This is a genomic window from Bordetella genomosp. 11 (assembly GCF_002261215.1).
Lineage (GTDB): Bacteria > Pseudomonadota > Gammaproteobacteria > Burkholderiales > Burkholderiaceae_B > Bordetella_C.
Genome location: NZ_NEVS01000004.1, coordinates 4,330,856 through 4,347,961 on the forward strand (window position 1 = coordinate 4,330,856; position 17,106 = coordinate 4,347,961).

Genomic DNA, 17,106 nt, shown 5'->3' on the forward strand with positions numbered 1-17,106 from the left:
CACCTGGTCGGCAGCGGGCGCAGGTTGCCCGGCGCGATCACTGATCGCGCAGTGCGGGTGGGGTTGACTTGAGCCGGCGCAGGTAGGCGTCATCCGCCTCGGCGGCTTTGCTGGCGCATTCCTGCGCCTGCCTGCCCAGGGTGTGCAACAGGCTGATCTGCATGTTCAGCGTGATGCGTTGAAGCTCGATGGCATGCAGATCGGCCAGCAGGTTGACCGGCGTGGCGGTGCTCGCCATCAGTTCCTGCCACAGGGCCACGCCCATGACCGAGCGGTCGTGCCTGCGCCAGCGCAGAAAGGTTGTTCCTGCGCCAGTGGTCTGCTGGGCCAGTTCCACAGGCAGCAGGTGAAAGGGATGACCGAACGCCTGTTGCAGCACCTGTCGCTGCGCCAGGCCAATCAACGCGTCGCGCATGGCGAAGCACTGGCTGGCCCAGGCCTCCAAGTCCCCTTTACCTTTAAAAGGCTTTAAAAGGCCTTTTAGAGAGGCCGCGTGTTCCAGCCGCATGAAGGCTGTCTGTTGCAGATCCCGGAAGTATCGGGTTTCGTGATTCGGGCCGCTCATGCCGGCTCGTCCTCGCCGGTGTTGCCCTCGGCCGGATTGGCGGCAGGCGCTTCTTCGCCGGGGGACGGTGCTGCGGCAGGCTCATCACCGCGCTGCTGCAGGCCACGGCGCACGATGGGCGGCGCAAACTTCGAGCGGCGTGTGCCTTCCAGTACGTCCTGCGGCAGTTCGCCAAATTTCTCCAACGCCGCCCGCGCTGCGGCATTTTTCGCGGCGAAGTCGTCGCGGGTGCAGCCCGAATAGCGGTACTGCTGGGCCAGCGAGAACAGGCTGCGCAACGCATGCGCGCCTTCATTGAGCCAGCGTTCGAGCGTCGAGCGATCGATGAGCGCCGTGTGATGCGCGAGGATCAGCTTGCGGGCAATGTCGTCGTAGTCGGCCAGCAGATAGACGGCGGCAAAGCCGAGCTGCGCATTGACGAACAGGGGCAGCTTGACGGGCTGGACGTTGAGGTTCTCGCCCAGGCTGAGTGCCGCTGGCACGTTCGCCAGCGCCTGTTCCACCTGCTCGCGCAGCGATTGCAGCGTGGCCTTGGTCTGGTCGAGCTTGTCCTCGATGCGCAACATCCACCCGTCCGAATACGGGTCGTCCTGCTCCGAGCCGCGCCGCATCTTGTTCATCTGGGCGATGTAGCCGTTCAAGCCGACGATGCCCGGTCGTCCTTCGGCAGCGGCGCGGCCGTGCCAGATGCGGGAAGCGTGGTGCGTGTGCAGCGTGAGCGACATCGCGCTGCGCAGCGCTCCGAGATTCAGTTGCAGAGGTTCATTGGTTGCCATGGTGTCCGCTCGTTTTTGGAAAAGGAGCAGCCAGCTTCGGCAGGAAGCGGAAGGCAGTCAGTCAACAAACCGAAACCCGCCTGACCCCGGTTCAAGGTGTGGCGGGCTGATGTGGCGCGAGCTATCCCCTGGGGATAGTTCCATCGAGCGCCAAGGAACGCTGCAGGCGCTGGATCAGCGCGGACAAGGCTGATTCCTCGACAGGCGATCAAGGCCTGGTGCGTAGTGCTTCGATGCCGTAGCCGTCAGTGGATTTATCCCCTGGGGATAGTTCCACTGGCATCCATGGGCGTCTGCTTTCACAGCCTTGCCGGCCGCTTCACTTGTTGGCGAGCAGATCGCGCAGCCGTTCGATGTGCTGCCTGGCGACTTCTGACGACACCGGCTTGCCCTGCGGTTGAGGTGGTGGTGTTCCGGGTCGCTGCTCGTTTGGCGTGACGGGTGCCGATGGCGCGTCCTTCTTGGCCCAGGCGTTGAACTCGCCATGGATCGCCCGCTGGATGATGCCGAACAGATAGCCCGCAGGATTGCGAATGCCGTGGCTTCCGCATCGTGTGGCCCATTCGTCCAGCACGGCCTGTCTCAGCGCGGCATCGACCTGCTGCAATGCCACCCTGGCACCTGTCTGCTGCTCTTCCTTCAATTCCGTAAAGCGCTTGGGCCATTGCAGATCGCCCAGTGCGCGCGCATGCCCGCGCTCGTGCGCGGTAGTACGTACTTCATTAATACAACTACTACGTACTGTACGGGCCTGCTTCGGATTCCGAAGAGAGGCGTCTTGCGCGGGTTTCGTCCCTGCTTCGGATTCCGAAGTGGGGTCATCACGATTCCGAAGAAGGCTCGCAACCCCTTCTTCGGAATCGTGAGAGGCATCCTCTTGTGGATAACTTTCGCTGATCGCGATGTCCTGACTGGTGAGACGTTCGGCCAGGACCTGCAACCGTGAAGGCAGTGTGCGACCGGAGAGCAATGGATCGTCCGCGATCTCCTTGAGCGTATTCAGCCCGACGATCTGCACAGCCTTAGCCGAATGCCCCAGGGATTGGCTGACCAGCGCCAAGTAGTCGGCGTCGAGCTGCATGGCCTCGAACGGCGTCAGGGGTTCATCGTGCAGGACATAGAGGTTGCCGAGGATGCGGCCGGTCTTCGGGTCGCGTCGTCGCCGCACCAGGCTCAACCATCGGGTGAGGCGCAGCAGCGTCAGCGCCCGCGCCACCGTTTCATGCGATGCCTGCCCGGCGCAAGGCATCGAGCCCAGCCACGGTCGAAGTTGCTCATAGGTCGGGAATGCGGTCACGCCATCGTGGTTGAGCATCAGCCGGAAGACTTGCCAGGCGTTGCGTTCCAGCGGCGTCAGGCGGCGATCCAGGAACAGCCGCCGCGGCACGGTCTCATGCCGATTCCCGCTGAACAGGAAGGCATCGCCGGATGTGCTGGGCGTAGGCGATGGTGCTGCCGCAGTTGCAGGTGCGCCGGGGCTGGGTTGGGACTGGGACTTGGGCGCAAGGCCTTGCAGCGCAGTGTCGAACAGGTCTGCCACTGGGATGGGGCCACGGCGTGGTGCGGTGTCGTCCACGGCCATGGCTCAGCCCAATCCCTGATCGACCCAGCCCTTGATTGAGGCCCAGACCACCGACAGGGGCAGTGACATGCCTTCGGCCAAGTCCATCGCGGCATCGAGGATGGAGGTTTCGTCTTCGAGATCGACGTTCCTGCTGCCGGTCACGGCCTTCCATTGCCGCCACAGTTCCGTGTCCTGCTTCTCATCCAGCACGGGGTGGCGGCCCTTGCGCTTGGGCAGGCCGAGGATTTCGCGGCGCAGCGCCACTTCCTGGTGGGTGAGTCCGTAGAAGCGGCAGACCATCTCCGTGCTGCCCCCCAGGCGTAGCATGCGATCAACGGTCGCGATTTCCTTCTCCACATCCTGCGCCTGCTTGAGCAGTCGCCGCAGCACTTCGCGGTTGACCGTCACCGAGCACCAGGACACGTTGGCGTTGGCCAGCACGCTGATCAGCGCAGGATGCTTGAGGGCGTCCAGTTCTTCCTCGCCAAACCCCATCAGCTTGCAGCGGCGCAGTTGCCCATTGCGCAGGTCGTAGAGGGCCTGGGCAATGACGGCCTGGTTGAGTGGGTGGGGTGCGGACATGCTAGCTTCCCTCGCTCACGTTCCAGAAGCCGCGCCGGCTTCCAGATCGAGCAAGCGGCGGGCCAGCCGCAGTAGCCGGAACAGCTTGACCAGTGCGGTGTCGCTCAATCGCCTGGCCGCATCGCCTTGACCGTGCAGCAGCGCCGGTAGGCTGCTGAGGACTTGTTCGTTACCCCGGCCGATGTCGGCGGACTGCTGACCGGCCAGGCACGCCAACAGCGTGAGGACGGCACGGCCCAGCGGCGCCGGGGCCTGGGTGCGGGCCCGGCAGGCAAAACCGATGCCGTCTGGACGGTCATCGATGCACTCGTCCAGTCCAGCCTCGCCCGCGATCTCGCGGGCGAACTGCGCGATGTGGGCGCGCAAACGCTCGGGCGTGTCCAGTCCGGGCTCGATGTACCAGACATCGGAGATCGGATAGAGCCCGCCGGCCTGCACGGGGATGGACTGCAAGACGTTCTCCGAGAAGTCCGGTGGCAGCGCGTCGCCCAACTGGTCGGCGACCATGCGCTGGATGGACTGGAGCCGTTCGGTCGTCGGCGCCGGCGAGACGATGTGCTCGGCAAGCAGATCGCCATCCGCTGCGGGTTTGGCCGTGCCCGCCTGGCTGGCATTTGCCTCGCTCTCGTGCGTCGAAGTGGTGGCCGCTGGCCGATCTGCAGGCGGTGCGGCAAGTGCGGGACCTGCGATGGGCGGCTCGGTCGTGGCAGGTGGGCGCGCGATGGCACGCGGCTCCGGCAGTACGGGTGGCGTCGAGAGCGGTGTCGGATCGCTGGCCAACGCGCGCTGCCGACTCTCGGATTCGGTCATGTCCAGAGCAAGCACGTCGTAATCGACGCCGAGCAGCTCGGCCATCTGACCGATCAACTCGTCCTGTACGCGCTGAGGGGCGAACTCGTCGCCCTGCGTGTCGAACTGCGAGAGTACTTCTTGGAAGAACTCGTCGAAGTCCTGCACTAGCGAGCGGCCTTTGGCGTAGCGCTCCCACGCGAACATGCAAGCTTTGCGCATGACCGACAGGCGTTCGACCTGGTGGCGGCCGAGGCCGCCATAGAGCACGGTCGGGATCGCGGGCAGGAGGTAGCGTACCGCGTCGCTCATGCGGCTGATGTGTGACTGCTGGACCGGGAAGCCATCGGCAGCGAGGCGGCGGGCCAACTCGGTTTGGCTCACGGCGGCGCTGCTTTCTTGCTCGTAGAACTCGCGCGCCTTCTCCACGCCCAAGGCCCGTTCAATGAACGTCAGGCCCCCGCGCAGTTCGTTCTCGGCCAGGTGGCCGGTCAGCATGACCACTTCACCACGGCTGGGCCAGGGCCGGAACAGGCACGATATGCGGAAGAACTGTTCGTCCTTCGTCTCCGACCACAGTTCGCGCAGGATCGCCAGCCGCGTGTTGCCGCCGTTGCGGATGATGTAGTGGTCCTCGCCTGGGCGCCGCGTGATGGCCGGTGCCGCGTCCAGGCCGCGCTCGCGGATGGACGCCTTGATTTCCTGGTAGACCGAGTTGCGCTTCTTCCTGGGGTCGTGGTCGTAGGGGCGCAACTGGTCCAGGGTCACGACCATCGGCGTGTCGGCGATGGGATCGCTTAGGGCCGAGGCGGACGGGCCGCTGCGCTCGAACCCCGCCGCAAGCAGTTTGCCGGCCATCTGCTGGGAGGTGATCTCAGCCATGGTCGTTTTCCTGCACCTGGAACTGCGCTTCGCGCTCGGCACGGCGGATCTGCGCGCGGGCGTTGAGCGCCGCTCGGTGATCGCTGGCGGTCGAGCTGGTGTAAATCGCGGCGCAACCGGTCTTGGTGAACTTGAGGTGGCCACCAGGCGTGCGCTTGACGTGCCAGCCCTCACCGACAGCGAACTCGATCAGGGCGCGCAGTCGCTTGTGGCCCCGGGCCAGATCATGTGCGTTCGCCATGAGGCCTCCTGGTATCAAGAGGGTGTGGCGGACGGCCGGACACCGTGGCAAATCGGTTCTGCCACTGCGGGAGCAATTCGGCAGCCAGACCGCGCATGGTGTCGAGCGCGGCGGGGGCGACTCTCCCTGGTGGCTGGCGGTACTCGACCCGATGCACAGGCAGACCGCGCGTCGCGGCGCGCGGATAGGCTTCGATGGCCGGCACGTCGGTCGCCAACACGCGGATGCCGGCGTGGTCCTGGAACAGATCGCGCAGGGCTTGCTGGATCAGCCGTGCGTTCGCCGATACGGGATGAACGCGGTTGATGAGCAGGTGCAGTGGTGGCGGCTCGATGCCCACGTGCCGGTAAGGTGCGATGTCCTCCAGCAACTGCATGGTGCCGCGCCGCAGCTCACGGGCCGCGAGGATCTCCGGGGTCACGGGCGACAGCGCGAGGTCGGAGGCAAGCACGGCCATCTCCAGTAGCACCGAGCGCGCGCCCTGAGTGTCGATCAGCACCAGGTCGTAGAGGGGGGCCAGCACTGGCAGCAGGTGCCGCAGTCGCAGGCGACCATCGGGCGCGTGCAGCAGCAAGGTGTTCAACTCGCCCCGGTGGTCGTTGGACAGCACCAGATCTAGGCCGGCGATGATCGTGCGGGACACAAGTAGGACGAGGTCGCGCTCGTTGAAGGCCAGCAACTCATAGATGCCGCCGGGAGCGCGGTGTGCCAGCTCATAGTAGGAGGACAAGGTGGGCTGCACGTCGAGGTCGAGCAGCAGCACGCGCAGACCCGCGTCAGCGGCAAGTCCGCCGAGGTTGGCGGCGGTGGTCGTTTTGCCGACACCGCCCTTGGTCGAGATAATGGATACAACCTGCATGGCGCTCTCCGTCAGGGGATAGGGAATTCCGAGGGAGAGCGAGTCACGTGCGGTTGTTGAGGCGTTCGGCGATCCACTGGTCGATCTCGATCGAGTCCCAACCCACCGCGCGCACGCCTAGACGCAGCGCCTGGGGAAATTGGCGTTTCTTCATCAGGTTGTAGATGTGGGCGCGTTTGAAGCCAGACTTGGCTTCGACTTCATCCAGCCGCAGGATGCGGCGCTCGTTCGGTTGCAGTACAGGTGTTTGCGACATGGCGGTCACTCCTGAACGCTCAGTGGCGTTTGTTGGCGTGACCTCTATTCAATAGACATGGCTGCGGAAAGACATTGCAAATGCAATATCCGCGACTGCACATACAAGCTGGCAAACCTCAAACGTTTGCGCTACGCAGGCGACGCCTTGCCGTTGCGAACTTGCCGTTCAACGTCCGCTCCGCGATGCCCATGGCTCCGCTGTGATGAGCCACCAATGCGCTCACCACGGCCTCCTGGGTTTTGAAACTGGAGTACGAGGTGCCCGATGGAGACTGGCCGAGCATCAGATCCAGCATCCCGCCGATTATGTTTAGATAGGTGGCCTCGGCTCGATCACTGATTGGGCATTGGGCGCAGGCGGGAATCATGGTGGACTGTTTGAGCAGAGCGTCGTATTTTTCCTGTAATTCGTTCAGTTGACGCTTGTACTGGTCCAAGGCGGATTTCAGGGCCAGCCGTTCGACAAGCATGGCTTGCCCGGTTTCTAGTGTGATGATGGGATGAGCTATACGCTCGCTGCGAGTAAAGAGGAACCCTGGTCGGTGCTCTGGATAGTGTTCACGCATCCATCGCTTAAGGTCCACGTGCCGCACGGTCAGGTTTGGGGAATCCCAAAGCGATTTGTCATTCGATGTAATGCCATCGCGCCCATATGCGAGTTCCCCGTTCTGAATTGCGTCATAGATTCGCTCCAAGAACAAACGCAGCTCATTCCATCTCGGGCAGTCGATCGTCTTCGGTAAGTGTCGATACGAAGATATCGACGGCAGAATTTCATTCGTATATCTCAATAAACCGGCCCAGCGTATAGCTGCTTCGATGGGAAGATAGTAGACTTTTGAAATAGGCGGACTATCGTGCATGCATCCATCTCCTATCGCGTTCTCTAAATCATTCCCTGTAAGTCAGATTAATTTCCGACTTTCGGATTTTGATTTTTCGAGAGCCTTAAGAACTAGCTGGCGCCGTGCACACGTATTTAAAATGTCATCGTTTCGTCGAAAATATGAGCTAATTTATGTTCGATCGACGAGCGCCAATCCAGGTCATGGCGGAATGTTCAACCAGCTCGACATTTACTCTGCGCACCTACGTGAGAGTTATGGATAGACCAATATTCAACAAGTCTGAATTTTCATAACCGCTTGGCTACATAGGTCTAAGAGAGTGAGCCATGCGCTTTGGGATGTGGATTCCAGAGTAAAAGCGCAGCTATTAGGTGGGATACGGAGAGTGACTGGGTCTAAAAAGAATGCTGTTAGATGAAATAAAAATAATGACAATCTGCCAAGGGCTTGAACCCCCAGCGTCCCGAGGTCAATGGCGTTGAACCATTGCAAGCTTTGGCTGCGCAACTCGAACAAGCTTCGGTATCGTGCTGTGGTGCAGGTAGAAATTTTTCTTGGCCTATCGCCCAGCTTCTGGACAGATGCTATAATGGAGCGCGCTGTACATGCGCCTGACAAATTACGTCAGGCCAGTTGACGAAAAGAACGATAGGATCTTCTTTCAGATGAATTTTTCCGCGACGTCCAACCTCCGTTGGTGGTGGCGCTTCTCATAGAAGCGGCACGTCGCTGCGGCATCGCGCCGCACCTTGCCGCCGAACCGGCAAGGCTCAGTGTCATCGCGCTCCCGGCAAGGCGGCTCCCAATTTCAAGGAGACTGCTTTCATGCCCCAACTTTCTTATCTGTTGAACCTCTTCCTGCGCGTCCTCTCGACATCGCGGGACGCAGCGATCTGCGCGGTCACGCAGATCGCTGCACGGGCCGGTGCTGACCGGCACGCCCATGACGACTATCGTCATCTACACGCATCACTCCACCCGACATCGTGGCACCACTGGATCATGGATACGCTGACTCCAAGGCAATCCAATGCCAATGTGTGTAATAGAGTGTGTAACGGAGCTTGTGTGTAATGAAAATTTCTTTTGAAATCAAGGAGTTATTATGGCTAGGCTTCTGATGATCGACAACTACGATTCCTTCACATACAACCTGGTGCAGTATTTCGGCGAGCTCGGCGAAGATGTGCGCGTCGCGCGCAACGACCAGATCACGCTGGAAGAGATCGCCGCCATGAAGCCGGACCGCATCTGCGTGTCGCCCGGTCCCTGCTCGCCCGCCGAGGCCGGTATCTCGGTGGCGGTAATACGCGAATTCGCCGGCAAGATGCCCATCCTGGGTGTCTGCCTGGGCCACCAGGCCATCGGTACGGCTTTCGGCGGCGATATCGTCCGCGCGCCGCGCATCATGCACGGCAAGACGGTGCGTATTTCCCACACCGGCACCGACATCTTCGCCGGGCTGCCCACGCCCTACACCGTCATCCGCTACAACTCGCTCACCATCGATCCGGCCACCCTGCCGGATTGCCTGGAGGCCACGGCCACCGCCGAAGACGGCGACATCATGGGCGTGCGTCACAAAGCGCTGCCCATATACGGGGTACAGTTCCATCCCGAATCCGTGCTCAGCGAACACGGCCATGCATTGATGCGGAATTTCCTGGAAATCCGATAAAAGACCATTCCGAAGAGGGGGAATCGATCATGACGATAACGGCGACCGAAGCGCTGACGCGCTGCATCGAACACCGCGAAATTTTTCACGACGAAATGCTGCACCTGATGCGCATGCTGATGAGCGGCGAGCTCTCGCCGCAGATCGCGACGGCATTGCTCATGGGGTTGCGAGTCAAGAAGGAAACCATAGGGGAAATCACCGCGGCGGCGCAGGTCATGCGCGAGTTCGCCACGCCGGTCGAAACCCCCTACCCCGAACGGCTGCTGGACATGTGCGGCACGGGTGGCGACGGCAGCCGAACGTTCAATATCTCGACCGCCGCGATGTTCGTCGCCGCCGCGGCGGGCGCGAAAGTCGCCAAGCATGGCGGACGCAGCGCGTCGTCGTCCTCCGGCAGCGCCGACGTGCTGGAAGCCCTGGGCGCCAACCTGCAGCTGGCCCCCCAGCAGGTCGCCGAATGCATCGCCGAGGTCGGCATCGGCTTCATGTTCGCGCCAGCCCATCATGGCGCCATGAAGAATGTCGCGGCCGTGCGCAAGGAAATGGGCGTGCGCACCATTTTCAACATCCTCGGACCGCTTACCAACCCCGCCAGCGCGCAGAACCAGCTGATGGGCGTTTTCCATTCCGATCTCGTCGGTATCCAGGTCCGGGTGCTGCAGCGGCTGGGGTCGCGCCACGTCCTAGTGGTGCACGGCCGCGACGGCATGGACGAAGCATCCCTCGGGGCCGCGACCATGGTCGGCGAACTGAAGGACGGCGAAATCCGCGAATATGAAATCCATCCGGAGGACTACGGGCTATCCATGATGTCCAACCGGGGAATCAAGGTGTCCAATCGTGAAGAGTCGCGCGACCTTATCCTGGAAGCGCTGAACGACAAACCGGGTCCTGCGCGCGATATCGTCGTCCTGAACGCCGGACTGGCCATCTATGCGGGTAACGTCGCTCCAACGATTGAAGCCGGCCTGAAACTGGCGGCTGATACGATTGCATCAGGTGCCGCTCGCGGCAAGCTTGAAGAATTTTGCGCTTACACCCGGAAGTTTTGAAATGAACGACATTCTTGCGAAGATCCTTGCCGTCAAGGCGGAGGAAGTCGCCACCGCACGACAAATGCGCAGCGAGGCGGAGCTGCTGCGCGAAGCGCAAGCCCGGCAGGACGTGCGCGGCTTCGCCCAGGCGATCGAAGACAAGATCGCCTCTGGCAAGCCCGGCATCATCGCGGAGATCAAGAAAGCTTCGCCGTCGCGCGGCGTGCTGCGCGAAAACTTCAGCCCCGCCGAAATCGCGGCCTCTTACGCGGTGCACGGGGCCGCCTGCCTTTCCGTGCTGACCGACGTGCAGTTCTTCCAGGGCTCGCACGACCATCTGCGGCAGGCGCGCGCGGCCTGCCCCCTGCCCGTCCTGCGCAAGGATTTCATCATCGATCCCTACCAGGTCGTGTTCTCCCGGGCATTGGGCGCCGACTGCGTGTTGCTGATCGTCGCGGCGCTGGCCCCGACCCAGCTCAAGGAACTCGAAGCGTGCGCCATGGACCTGGGCATGGACGTGCTGGTCGAAGTCCACGATGCCGCCGAACTCGAAGTGGCGGTCCAGTTGCGCACCCCGCTCATCGGTATCAACAACCGCAACCTGCGCACCTTCGAGACCACCTTGCAGACCACACTGGACCTGCTGCCCCAAGTGCCCGCCGGCCGCCGCATCGTCACCGAAAGCGGCATCCTGCGGCCGCAGGACGTCCGCATGATGCGCGACCACAAGGTCGAAGCCTTCCTGGTGGGCGAGGCCTTCATGCGCGCCGCGGATCCGGGCGCGGAACTGGCCAGGCTCATCGCCTGAATCCACCAGGCGCCCCGGCCGGGTATCGCGCGCCAGGCTGCCTGGCCGCCCTGGCGCGCGCGGCCCGCCCGGCCCTAGGCCCCATGCCTGCCCCCGGTATCGACGGCCGCCAGTCAAACAACGGCATTCCAGGCGTATTTCTTGACCGTTTCCCCGACGGCCGGGGTTGCTAAGATCGCGGCGTGGCGCCCGCGCGTCGGCCGCTTGCAGGGACCGGCGCCCATCCCGGGCGTCCCTGCCCCAGCCCCCCAGACAGGACACTTCTTCCATGGATGAAGCTTTCAGCCACCAGTTGTCGATGACCATCCTGATGACGCCGGATATGGCCAATTTTTCCGGCAACGTGCATGGCGGGCATATCCTGAAATACCTGGACCAGGTCGCCTATGCCTGCGCCAGCCGCTATGCCGGCCAATATGTGGTCACGCTTTCCGTGGACCAGGTCGTATTCCGGGAGCCGATCCATGTCGGCGAGCTCGTGACCTTCCTCGCTTCGGTCAACTACACCGGAAGGACGTCCATGGAGATCGGCATCAAGGTGATTACCGAGGACATCCGCCAGAAGCTGGTGCGCCATACCAATAGCTGCTATTTCACCATGGTGGCCGTGGACGAGCTGGGCAACCCGACGCCGGTACCGCCGCTGGAGCCGCGCAACGAAGAAGAACGCCAACGCTTCGAAGCCGCCGACCAGCGCCGCGCGCTGCGGCAGGAAATGCAGCGTCGCCACGTCACCATCAAGCAGAATGTGGCGGACGCAGGGCCTCGCTGACCATGGCCGACAATTGGTCCAGGTTGAACGGCTTCTGCAGCACGCGCTCGTGCTCCAGCACGCTGGCGCCGACCTGCGCGTCGGCGTAGCCCGTCGCCAGGATGACAGGCAGATCCGGCAGCATCGCGCGGGCCCGCTCGATGACTTCGGCGCCGTTAAGCTTGGGCATGATGAAATCCACCACCAGCAGGTCCGGCGGCGCTTCGCGCATCATCGCCAGCCCTTCCTCGCCATCGGCGGCCTGCCTGACCTCATAGCCGAGTATCTCCAGGCATTCGACGATCAGGTGGCGCACCGACGCGTCGTCGTCGATCACCAGGATATTTACCGCCCGCGGCTGCCCCGCGGCGGTGCCGGCCGCCGCCACCGTATCGTCCACCGCGGCGGGATCCGCCAGCGCCAGCCAGATTTCCACCTCCGTTCCGCGTCCTTCCTCGCTGGCGATGCACGCGGTGCCCCCTGATTGCCGGGCGATTCCGTAGACCTGGCTTAATCCCAGGCCGGTTCCCTTGCCTACGGGCTTGGTGGTGAAGAACGGGTCGAATACCTTGCTCAGCGTCTGCGCGGGAATGCCCGTGCCGGTGTCCTTGACCGAGATCACCACGTAGCGGCCCGCGGCCAGCTCGCCTTCGCCGCTTTGGCGCAACCCGGTGGACAAGGTGACCTCGCCGCCCGCGGGCATGGCATCGCGCGCGTTCAGGCACAGGTTCAGCACCGCCAGCTCGAGCTGGTTGGCGTCGGCGGTAGCCATGGGCAGGTCGGGGGCGAAATCGGTCAGTACCCGCACGGTGGGCCCCAGCGACAGCCCAAGCAGTTCGCGCATGCCGGACAGCAGCGCATTGACGTCGGTGGGGCGCAGGTCCAGGTTCTGGCTGCGCGAAAACGCCAGCAGCTGGGACGTGAGCTTGGCGCCGCGTTCCACGGCATGCCGCGCATTGACGGCGAGGCGCCGCGCGCGGTCGTCGGCCGAGATGCGCTGTATCAGTTCGACGCTGCCCATGATGACGTTGAGCAGGTTGTTGAAGTCGTGGGCCAGCCCGCCGGTCAACTGGCCGATCGCCTCCATCTTCTGCGACTGCACCAGTGCGCTTTGCGTACGCTCGCGCTCGCGGATCTCCTTCATCAGCCGGTCGTTGGCGCGCGCCAGGGCGTGAGTGCGCTCGGAAATACGCGTTTCCAGCGTCTCGTTGAAGGTGCGCAGCGTTTCTTCCGTTTCGGCCTGGCGCTGCAGCACCGACCGCGCGTCATATTGACGGCCGCGGGCGCGCAGCGCCGTCGCAATGGCGCTGCGCATGACGTCTTCCCGCAAGGGCCGCTGCAGCAATATCAGGTTGCCCAGCGGCTCGTACGTATCGGGTCCCGCCGCGGCCCCCGGCGCCCGCGCGGGCTCGATGACCAGGAACGGAAAGTCCGACCAGGGATCCTGGCGACCGACCCATTGCGCCAGGCCATCCAGCGCGGAGCCGGTGAGGGATTCCCCCGCCACAATGGCGCACCCCGCGCCTCTCTGCAGGGCGCGGAGCAATTGCGGCGCATCCTCGCAGGCGACGAACTGCTCGCCCGCGTTCGCCAGCGTACTGCGTATGACCTGGCTATCCTCGCCTTGCGGCGCCAGTATCAATACTTGCATGGCTTTATCCACCGAGCCTCCCATTTCTTCGTACAACCATTACAGCAGTTGGACCGGGCTCGAGGCTGTTACGCCGTGTTGCAGCGGGTGCGGGATATTTTCTTACGATACACGGCAGCGCAGCCGGCCCCGGGGATGGGTCCATGATAGGCTAAGGCTCATCCATGACGGGCCCCACGCCGCGCGGGCATCGCCGCTTCCTTTACGGAGCACTCCTTCGGTGGCCCGACGACAACAAGGAGGGTCGGACTTCATGTCGAAACCACTCGAAGACTACGGAATCATCGGCAACATGCTGTCGGCGGCGCTCGTATCGCGCGACGGCTCCATCGACTGGCTGTGCCTGCCCCATTTCGCTTCGGCGGCCTGTTTCGCCGCGCTGCTGGGCACGGAAGACCATGGTTTCTGGAAGCTGTGTCCAAGCGACGCATACCAGTCCCGCCGCCGCTACATTCCCGGCACGGCGGTGCTGGAAACGCGCTTCGAAACCGCCACCGGCACCGTCACCCTCTTCGACTTCATGCCGCTGAGCGACGACGAAGAACGCGTGGACGTGGTGCGCATCGTGCGCGGCGATCACGGCCACGTCGACATCGATATGGAGCTGGTGCTGCGATTCAACTACGGCCAGGCCGTCCCGTGGGTGCGCCGGCGCGATTACGGGCTAAGCGCCATAGCGGGACCCGATGCGGTCGAGCTGCACACGCAGGCGCCGCTGCAGGGCAAGGATCTGCGTACCGTTTCGCGTTTCAAGGTGCGGGCCGGCGAGCACGTTCCTTTCACGCTGTCCTATCATCCTTCGCACAAAGTGCCGCACTTCGTGCCGGACCGCATGGAAAGCCTGGACCGCACGGTAGCCTGGTGGAAGGAATGGGCCAAGCATTGCCGCACCGACCATCGTTTTCCGGAATGGCACGAGGCCATCGTGCGTTCGCTGATCACGCTCAAGCTGCTGACCTACCGGCCCACCGGCGGCATCGTGGCGGCGCCGACCACCTCGCTGCCCGAAAACCTGGGCGGTACGCGCAACTGGGACTACCGCTATTGCTGGCTGCGCGATTCCTCGCTGACACTCTACGCGCTGCTGAACGCCGGCTATCGCGAAGAGGCCGAAGCCTGGCGCATGTGGCTGATGCGGGCCTCGGCGGGCCATCCCGACCAGTTGCAGATCATGTACGGCATCGCCGGCGAGCGCAGCCTGCCGGAGATGGAGATTCCCTGGCTGCCCGGCTACGAGAACAGCGGGCCCGTGCGTATCGGCAATGCGGCGTCGGCGCAAGTCCAGATGGATATCTACGGCGAATTGATCGATACGCTGCACGCGGCGCGCGAGGCCGAACTGGCGCCGCTGGAACAGGCGTGGCGCCTGCAGCGCATCCTGCTGACGCCGCTGGAGGAAAAGTGGAAACAGCAGGACCACGGCATCTGGGAGGTCCGGGGCGCACCCCGCTCGTTCACGCATTCGCGCCTGATGTGCTGGGTGGGGTTCGACCGGGCCATCAAGTCAGCCGAGCGTTTCGGCCTGGAGGGTCCGGTGCAACGCTGGCGCCATCTGCGCGACGAGATCCGCGCCGATATCCTGCGGCATGGCTTCGACGCCGGCATGAACAGCTTCGTGCAGCACTACGGCGGCAAGGCCCTGGATGCCAGCCTGCTGCTGATTCCGCAGGTCGGTTTCCTTGCCATCGATGACCCGCGCGTGGCGGGCACGATACAGGCGATCGAGAAAGGTCTGATGCGCGACGGCCTCGTCATGCGCTACGTGCCCGAGCAATCGGATGACGGCCTGGCGCAGAACGAAGGCGTATTCCTGGCGTGCAGCTTCTGGCTCGCGGACGCCTATGCCATGCAGGGACGCCTGGACGAGGCAGCCACGCTGTTCGAGCGCTTGCTGTCCCTGCGCAACGACCTGGGCTTGCTGGCGGAGGAATACGACCCGGTGCGGCAACGCATGGTGGGCAACTTCCCGCAGGCGTTCTCGCACATCGGACTGGTCAATACGGCATACAACCTGCTGCAGGCCCAGGGCCCCGCGCGGCAACGATCGCGCAGCGCGGCGCCCCACAACGGCACCGGGGCGCACAACGGCGCGACGACGCGGCATGGCCAGTCGGCGGACAGGAGCACGGCAAACGATGGCGGCCCCGCGCCGGAGGCGGCCGATGCGCCGCGCACGGCGGACGCATCCGGCCCCGCGCGGGCGGATCCGCGCTAGACCGGCCTGCCGTCGCCGTAGCGGATCATTCCGCCGCCACGTGCTGCAACTCGGCTTGCTCCGCGGCCTGTTCCGCGGGGGACTGCGCGCGCCGCGTCCGCATGAAGGCCAGGCACGGTATTGCCGCCAGCGTCATCCACATCATGAAGCGGAAATCATCCAGGTAGGCGATGAAGGAAGCCTGATTGGTCACGATTTCGTTCAGCGCGGCAAGTCCCTGGGCCGTATGGACATCGAACGTCCGCGACAGCGCGTCGGGATGCATCATCAATGCAGCGCCGGTGACATAGGCGCCGAGGGACGCATGCAGCGTGGCGCTATTGCGCACCAGCAGCGTCTGCATCGCCGAAATCCCGATGCTGCTGCCGATGTTGCGCGACAGGCTGTAGATTGCCGTGCCGTCGGAACGCAGGGAACGGTCCAGGGTGGAGAAAGTCATCGTGGTCAGCGGCACCGAGGTGAATCCCAGGCCCAGCCCCTGGATGAAGCCCGGGACGATGACATCCCATTCGGTGATCTGCGGGGTGTAGCCGGACATCTGCCACAGCGACAAGGTGGTCAGGCCGAAACCCAGCGCGATGATCAGGCGCCCGTCCATCCGGCCTACCAGCCGGCCGGCCACCAGCATGGAGACCATGGTGCCGAGGCCGCTGGGCGCGGTGACGACGCCCGTGGTAACGACCGGATAGCCCAGCAGAGTCTGCAACAGCGGTGGCAGCAAGGCCCGCGTGGCGTACAACAGCAGGCCCAGCAGAAAGTAGAACGACAGGCCGATCGCGAAATTGCGGTCGCGCAGCAGTGCCACCTTGAAGAAAGAATGCTCGCCGCTGGTCGCGGTGTGCAGGATGAAAAACGTGAAGGACACGAACGCGCAGATGGCGTAGACACGGATTTCGATCGAATCGAACCAGTCGGCCTGCTCGCCGCGGTCCAGCATCAGTTGCAGCAGTCCGATGGCCACGGCCAGCGTGGCGAAGCCGAACACATCGAAGCGCCCGTCCCGGCGCGCGCCGTCGTCATGGATGAAACGGGCCACGCCATAAAAGGACAGCAAACCCACCGGCAGGTTGATCAGGAACACCCAGCGCCAGTTCATATTGTCGGTCAGCCAGCCCCCCAGCGTGGGGCCCAGGATGGGCCCCAGCATGACACCCATGCCCCACACCGCCATGGCCTTGGCATGGTCCTTGGGTTCGTTGACGTCCAGCATCACGGCCTGGGACAAAGGCACCAGCGCGGCGCCGAAGGCGCCCTGGAGCAGGCGGGCCGCGACGATCTGCGCCAGATTGCCCGCCGCGCCGCAGGCCAGCGACATGACGGTGAAGCCCGCGATGGAGACGAGGAAGACCGATTTCAGTCCATAGCGTCCGGTGAGCCAGCCGGTGACCGGCGTGGCGATGGCCGCGGCGACGATATAGGACGTCAGAACCCAGGTGATCTGGTCCTGGGAGGCGGACAGGCCGCCCGCCATGTGCGGCAAGGCGACGTTGGCGATCGTGCTGTCCAGGGTCTGCATGATGGTCGCCAGCATGATGGAGACCGTAATCATGGATTTGTGCGGGACGGCACTCGGGCGACCGGTGGCGGACATAAAATTAATAA

General features: G+C 63.6%; 16 protein-coding genes. 5 read left to right on the forward strand and 11 right to left on the reverse strand.

Annotated elements, in window-relative coordinates; translation table 11 throughout:
* Positions 1-37 precede the first annotated feature (37 nt).
* From CAL28_RS27160 to CAL28_RS27200, 9 genes are all read right to left on the reverse strand, one after another.
* On the reverse strand, positions 38-565 hold the full coding sequence (locus tag CAL28_RS27160) for a DUF3158 family protein (RefSeq protein ID WP_066123898.1): 528 nt from the start codon (positions 563-565) through the stop codon (positions 38-40).
* Positions 562-1,341 carry a PFL_4669 family integrating conjugative element protein gene (locus tag CAL28_RS27165; protein ID WP_066123901.1) on the reverse strand — a complete coding sequence of 260 codons (780 nt, stop codon included), beginning with the start codon at positions 1,339-1,341 and terminating at the stop codon, positions 562-564. The genes CAL28_RS27160 and CAL28_RS27165 overlap by 4 nt, the downstream gene beginning before the upstream one ends.
* A 319-nt stretch (positions 1,342-1,660) precedes the next feature.
* Positions 1,661-2,923 carry an STY4528 family pathogenicity island replication protein gene (locus tag CAL28_RS27170; protein ID WP_066123904.1) on the reverse strand — a complete coding sequence of 421 codons (1,263 nt, stop codon included), beginning with the start codon at positions 2,921-2,923 and terminating at the stop codon, positions 1,661-1,663.
* Positions 2,924-2,926: 3 nt separating this feature from the next.
* A complete protein-coding gene (locus CAL28_RS27175; RefSeq protein WP_066123908.1) occupies positions 2,927-3,487 on the reverse strand; it encodes a DUF2857 domain-containing protein in 561 nt (186 codons plus the stop codon).
* 15 nt (positions 3,488-3,502) lie between these two features.
* Positions 3,503-5,158, reverse strand: coding sequence for a ParB family protein (locus CAL28_RS27180; RefSeq protein ID WP_066123910.1), 1,656 nt, complete (start codon positions 5,156-5,158; stop codon positions 3,503-3,505).
* Positions 5,151-5,399 (reverse strand): hypothetical protein, encoded by a 249-nt coding sequence (locus CAL28_RS27185; protein WP_066123913.1) that lies wholly within the window; start codon positions 5,397-5,399, stop codon positions 5,151-5,153. The genes CAL28_RS27180 and CAL28_RS27185 overlap by 8 nt, the downstream gene beginning before the upstream one ends.
* Positions 5,383-6,258, reverse strand: a complete 876-nt coding sequence (locus CAL28_RS27190; protein WP_066123916.1) for a ParA family protein — start codon at positions 6,256-6,258, stop codon at positions 5,383-5,385. Before CAL28_RS27190 ends, CAL28_RS27185 begins: the two co-directional genes overlap by 17 nt.
* Before the next feature lie 43 nt (positions 6,259-6,301).
* Positions 6,302-6,514 (reverse strand): AlpA family transcriptional regulator, encoded by a 213-nt coding sequence (locus CAL28_RS27195; protein WP_066123919.1) that lies wholly within the window; start codon positions 6,512-6,514, stop codon positions 6,302-6,304.
* Between the two features lie 118 nt (positions 6,515-6,632).
* Positions 6,633-7,379, reverse strand: coding sequence for a hypothetical protein (locus tag CAL28_RS27200; protein ID WP_066123920.1), 747 nt, complete (start codon positions 7,377-7,379; stop codon positions 6,633-6,635).
* Between the two features lie 1,090 nt (positions 7,380-8,469).
* On the opposite strand from CAL28_RS27200, the gene CAL28_RS27205 reads away from it, so the two are divergent.
* The 4 genes from CAL28_RS27205 to CAL28_RS27220 all read left to right on the forward strand — a co-directional run bounded on the left by CAL28_RS27205 (position 8,470) and on the right by CAL28_RS27220 (position 11,659).
* Positions 8,470-9,042 (forward strand): anthranilate synthase component II, encoded by a 573-nt coding sequence (locus CAL28_RS27205; RefSeq protein WP_094844109.1) that lies wholly within the window; start codon positions 8,470-8,472, stop codon positions 9,040-9,042.
* Between the two features lie 29 nt (positions 9,043-9,071).
* Positions 9,072-10,097: an anthranilate phosphoribosyltransferase gene (gene trpD / locus CAL28_RS27210; RefSeq protein WP_094844110.1), complete on the forward strand. Its 1,026-nt coding sequence runs from the start codon at positions 9,072-9,074 to the stop codon at positions 10,095-10,097.
* Position 10,098: 1 nt separating this feature from the next.
* A complete protein-coding gene (trpC, locus tag CAL28_RS27215; RefSeq protein ID WP_094844111.1) occupies positions 10,099-10,887 on the forward strand; it encodes an indole-3-glycerol phosphate synthase TrpC in 789 nt (262 codons plus the stop codon).
* A 268-nt stretch (positions 10,888-11,155) separates the two neighbouring features.
* Positions 11,156-11,659, forward strand: coding sequence for an acyl-CoA thioesterase (locus CAL28_RS27220; protein WP_094844112.1), 504 nt, complete (start codon positions 11,156-11,158; stop codon positions 11,657-11,659).
* Here CAL28_RS27220 and CAL28_RS27225 read toward each other — a convergent pair.
* Positions 11,625-13,289 carry a response regulator gene (locus tag CAL28_RS27225; RefSeq protein ID WP_254926246.1) on the reverse strand — a complete coding sequence of 555 codons (1,665 nt, stop codon included), beginning with the start codon at positions 13,287-13,289 and terminating at the stop codon, positions 11,625-11,627. The genes CAL28_RS27220 and CAL28_RS27225 overlap by 35 nt on opposite strands.
* Positions 13,290-13,542: 253 nt before the next feature.
* On the opposite strand from CAL28_RS27225, the gene CAL28_RS27230 reads away from it, so the two are divergent.
* On the forward strand, positions 13,543-15,504 hold the full coding sequence (locus tag CAL28_RS27230) for a glycoside hydrolase family 15 protein (protein ID WP_094844114.1): 1,962 nt from the start codon (positions 13,543-13,545) through the stop codon (positions 15,502-15,504).
* A gap of 25 nt (positions 15,505-15,529) precedes the next feature.
* On the opposite strand, the gene CAL28_RS27235 is transcribed toward CAL28_RS27230, so the two are convergent.
* Positions 15,530-17,053 carry a DHA2 family efflux MFS transporter permease subunit gene (locus CAL28_RS27235; protein ID WP_094844115.1) on the reverse strand — a complete coding sequence of 508 codons (1,524 nt, stop codon included), beginning with the start codon at positions 17,051-17,053 and terminating at the stop codon, positions 15,530-15,532.
* Positions 17,054-17,106: the final 53 nt, after the last annotated feature.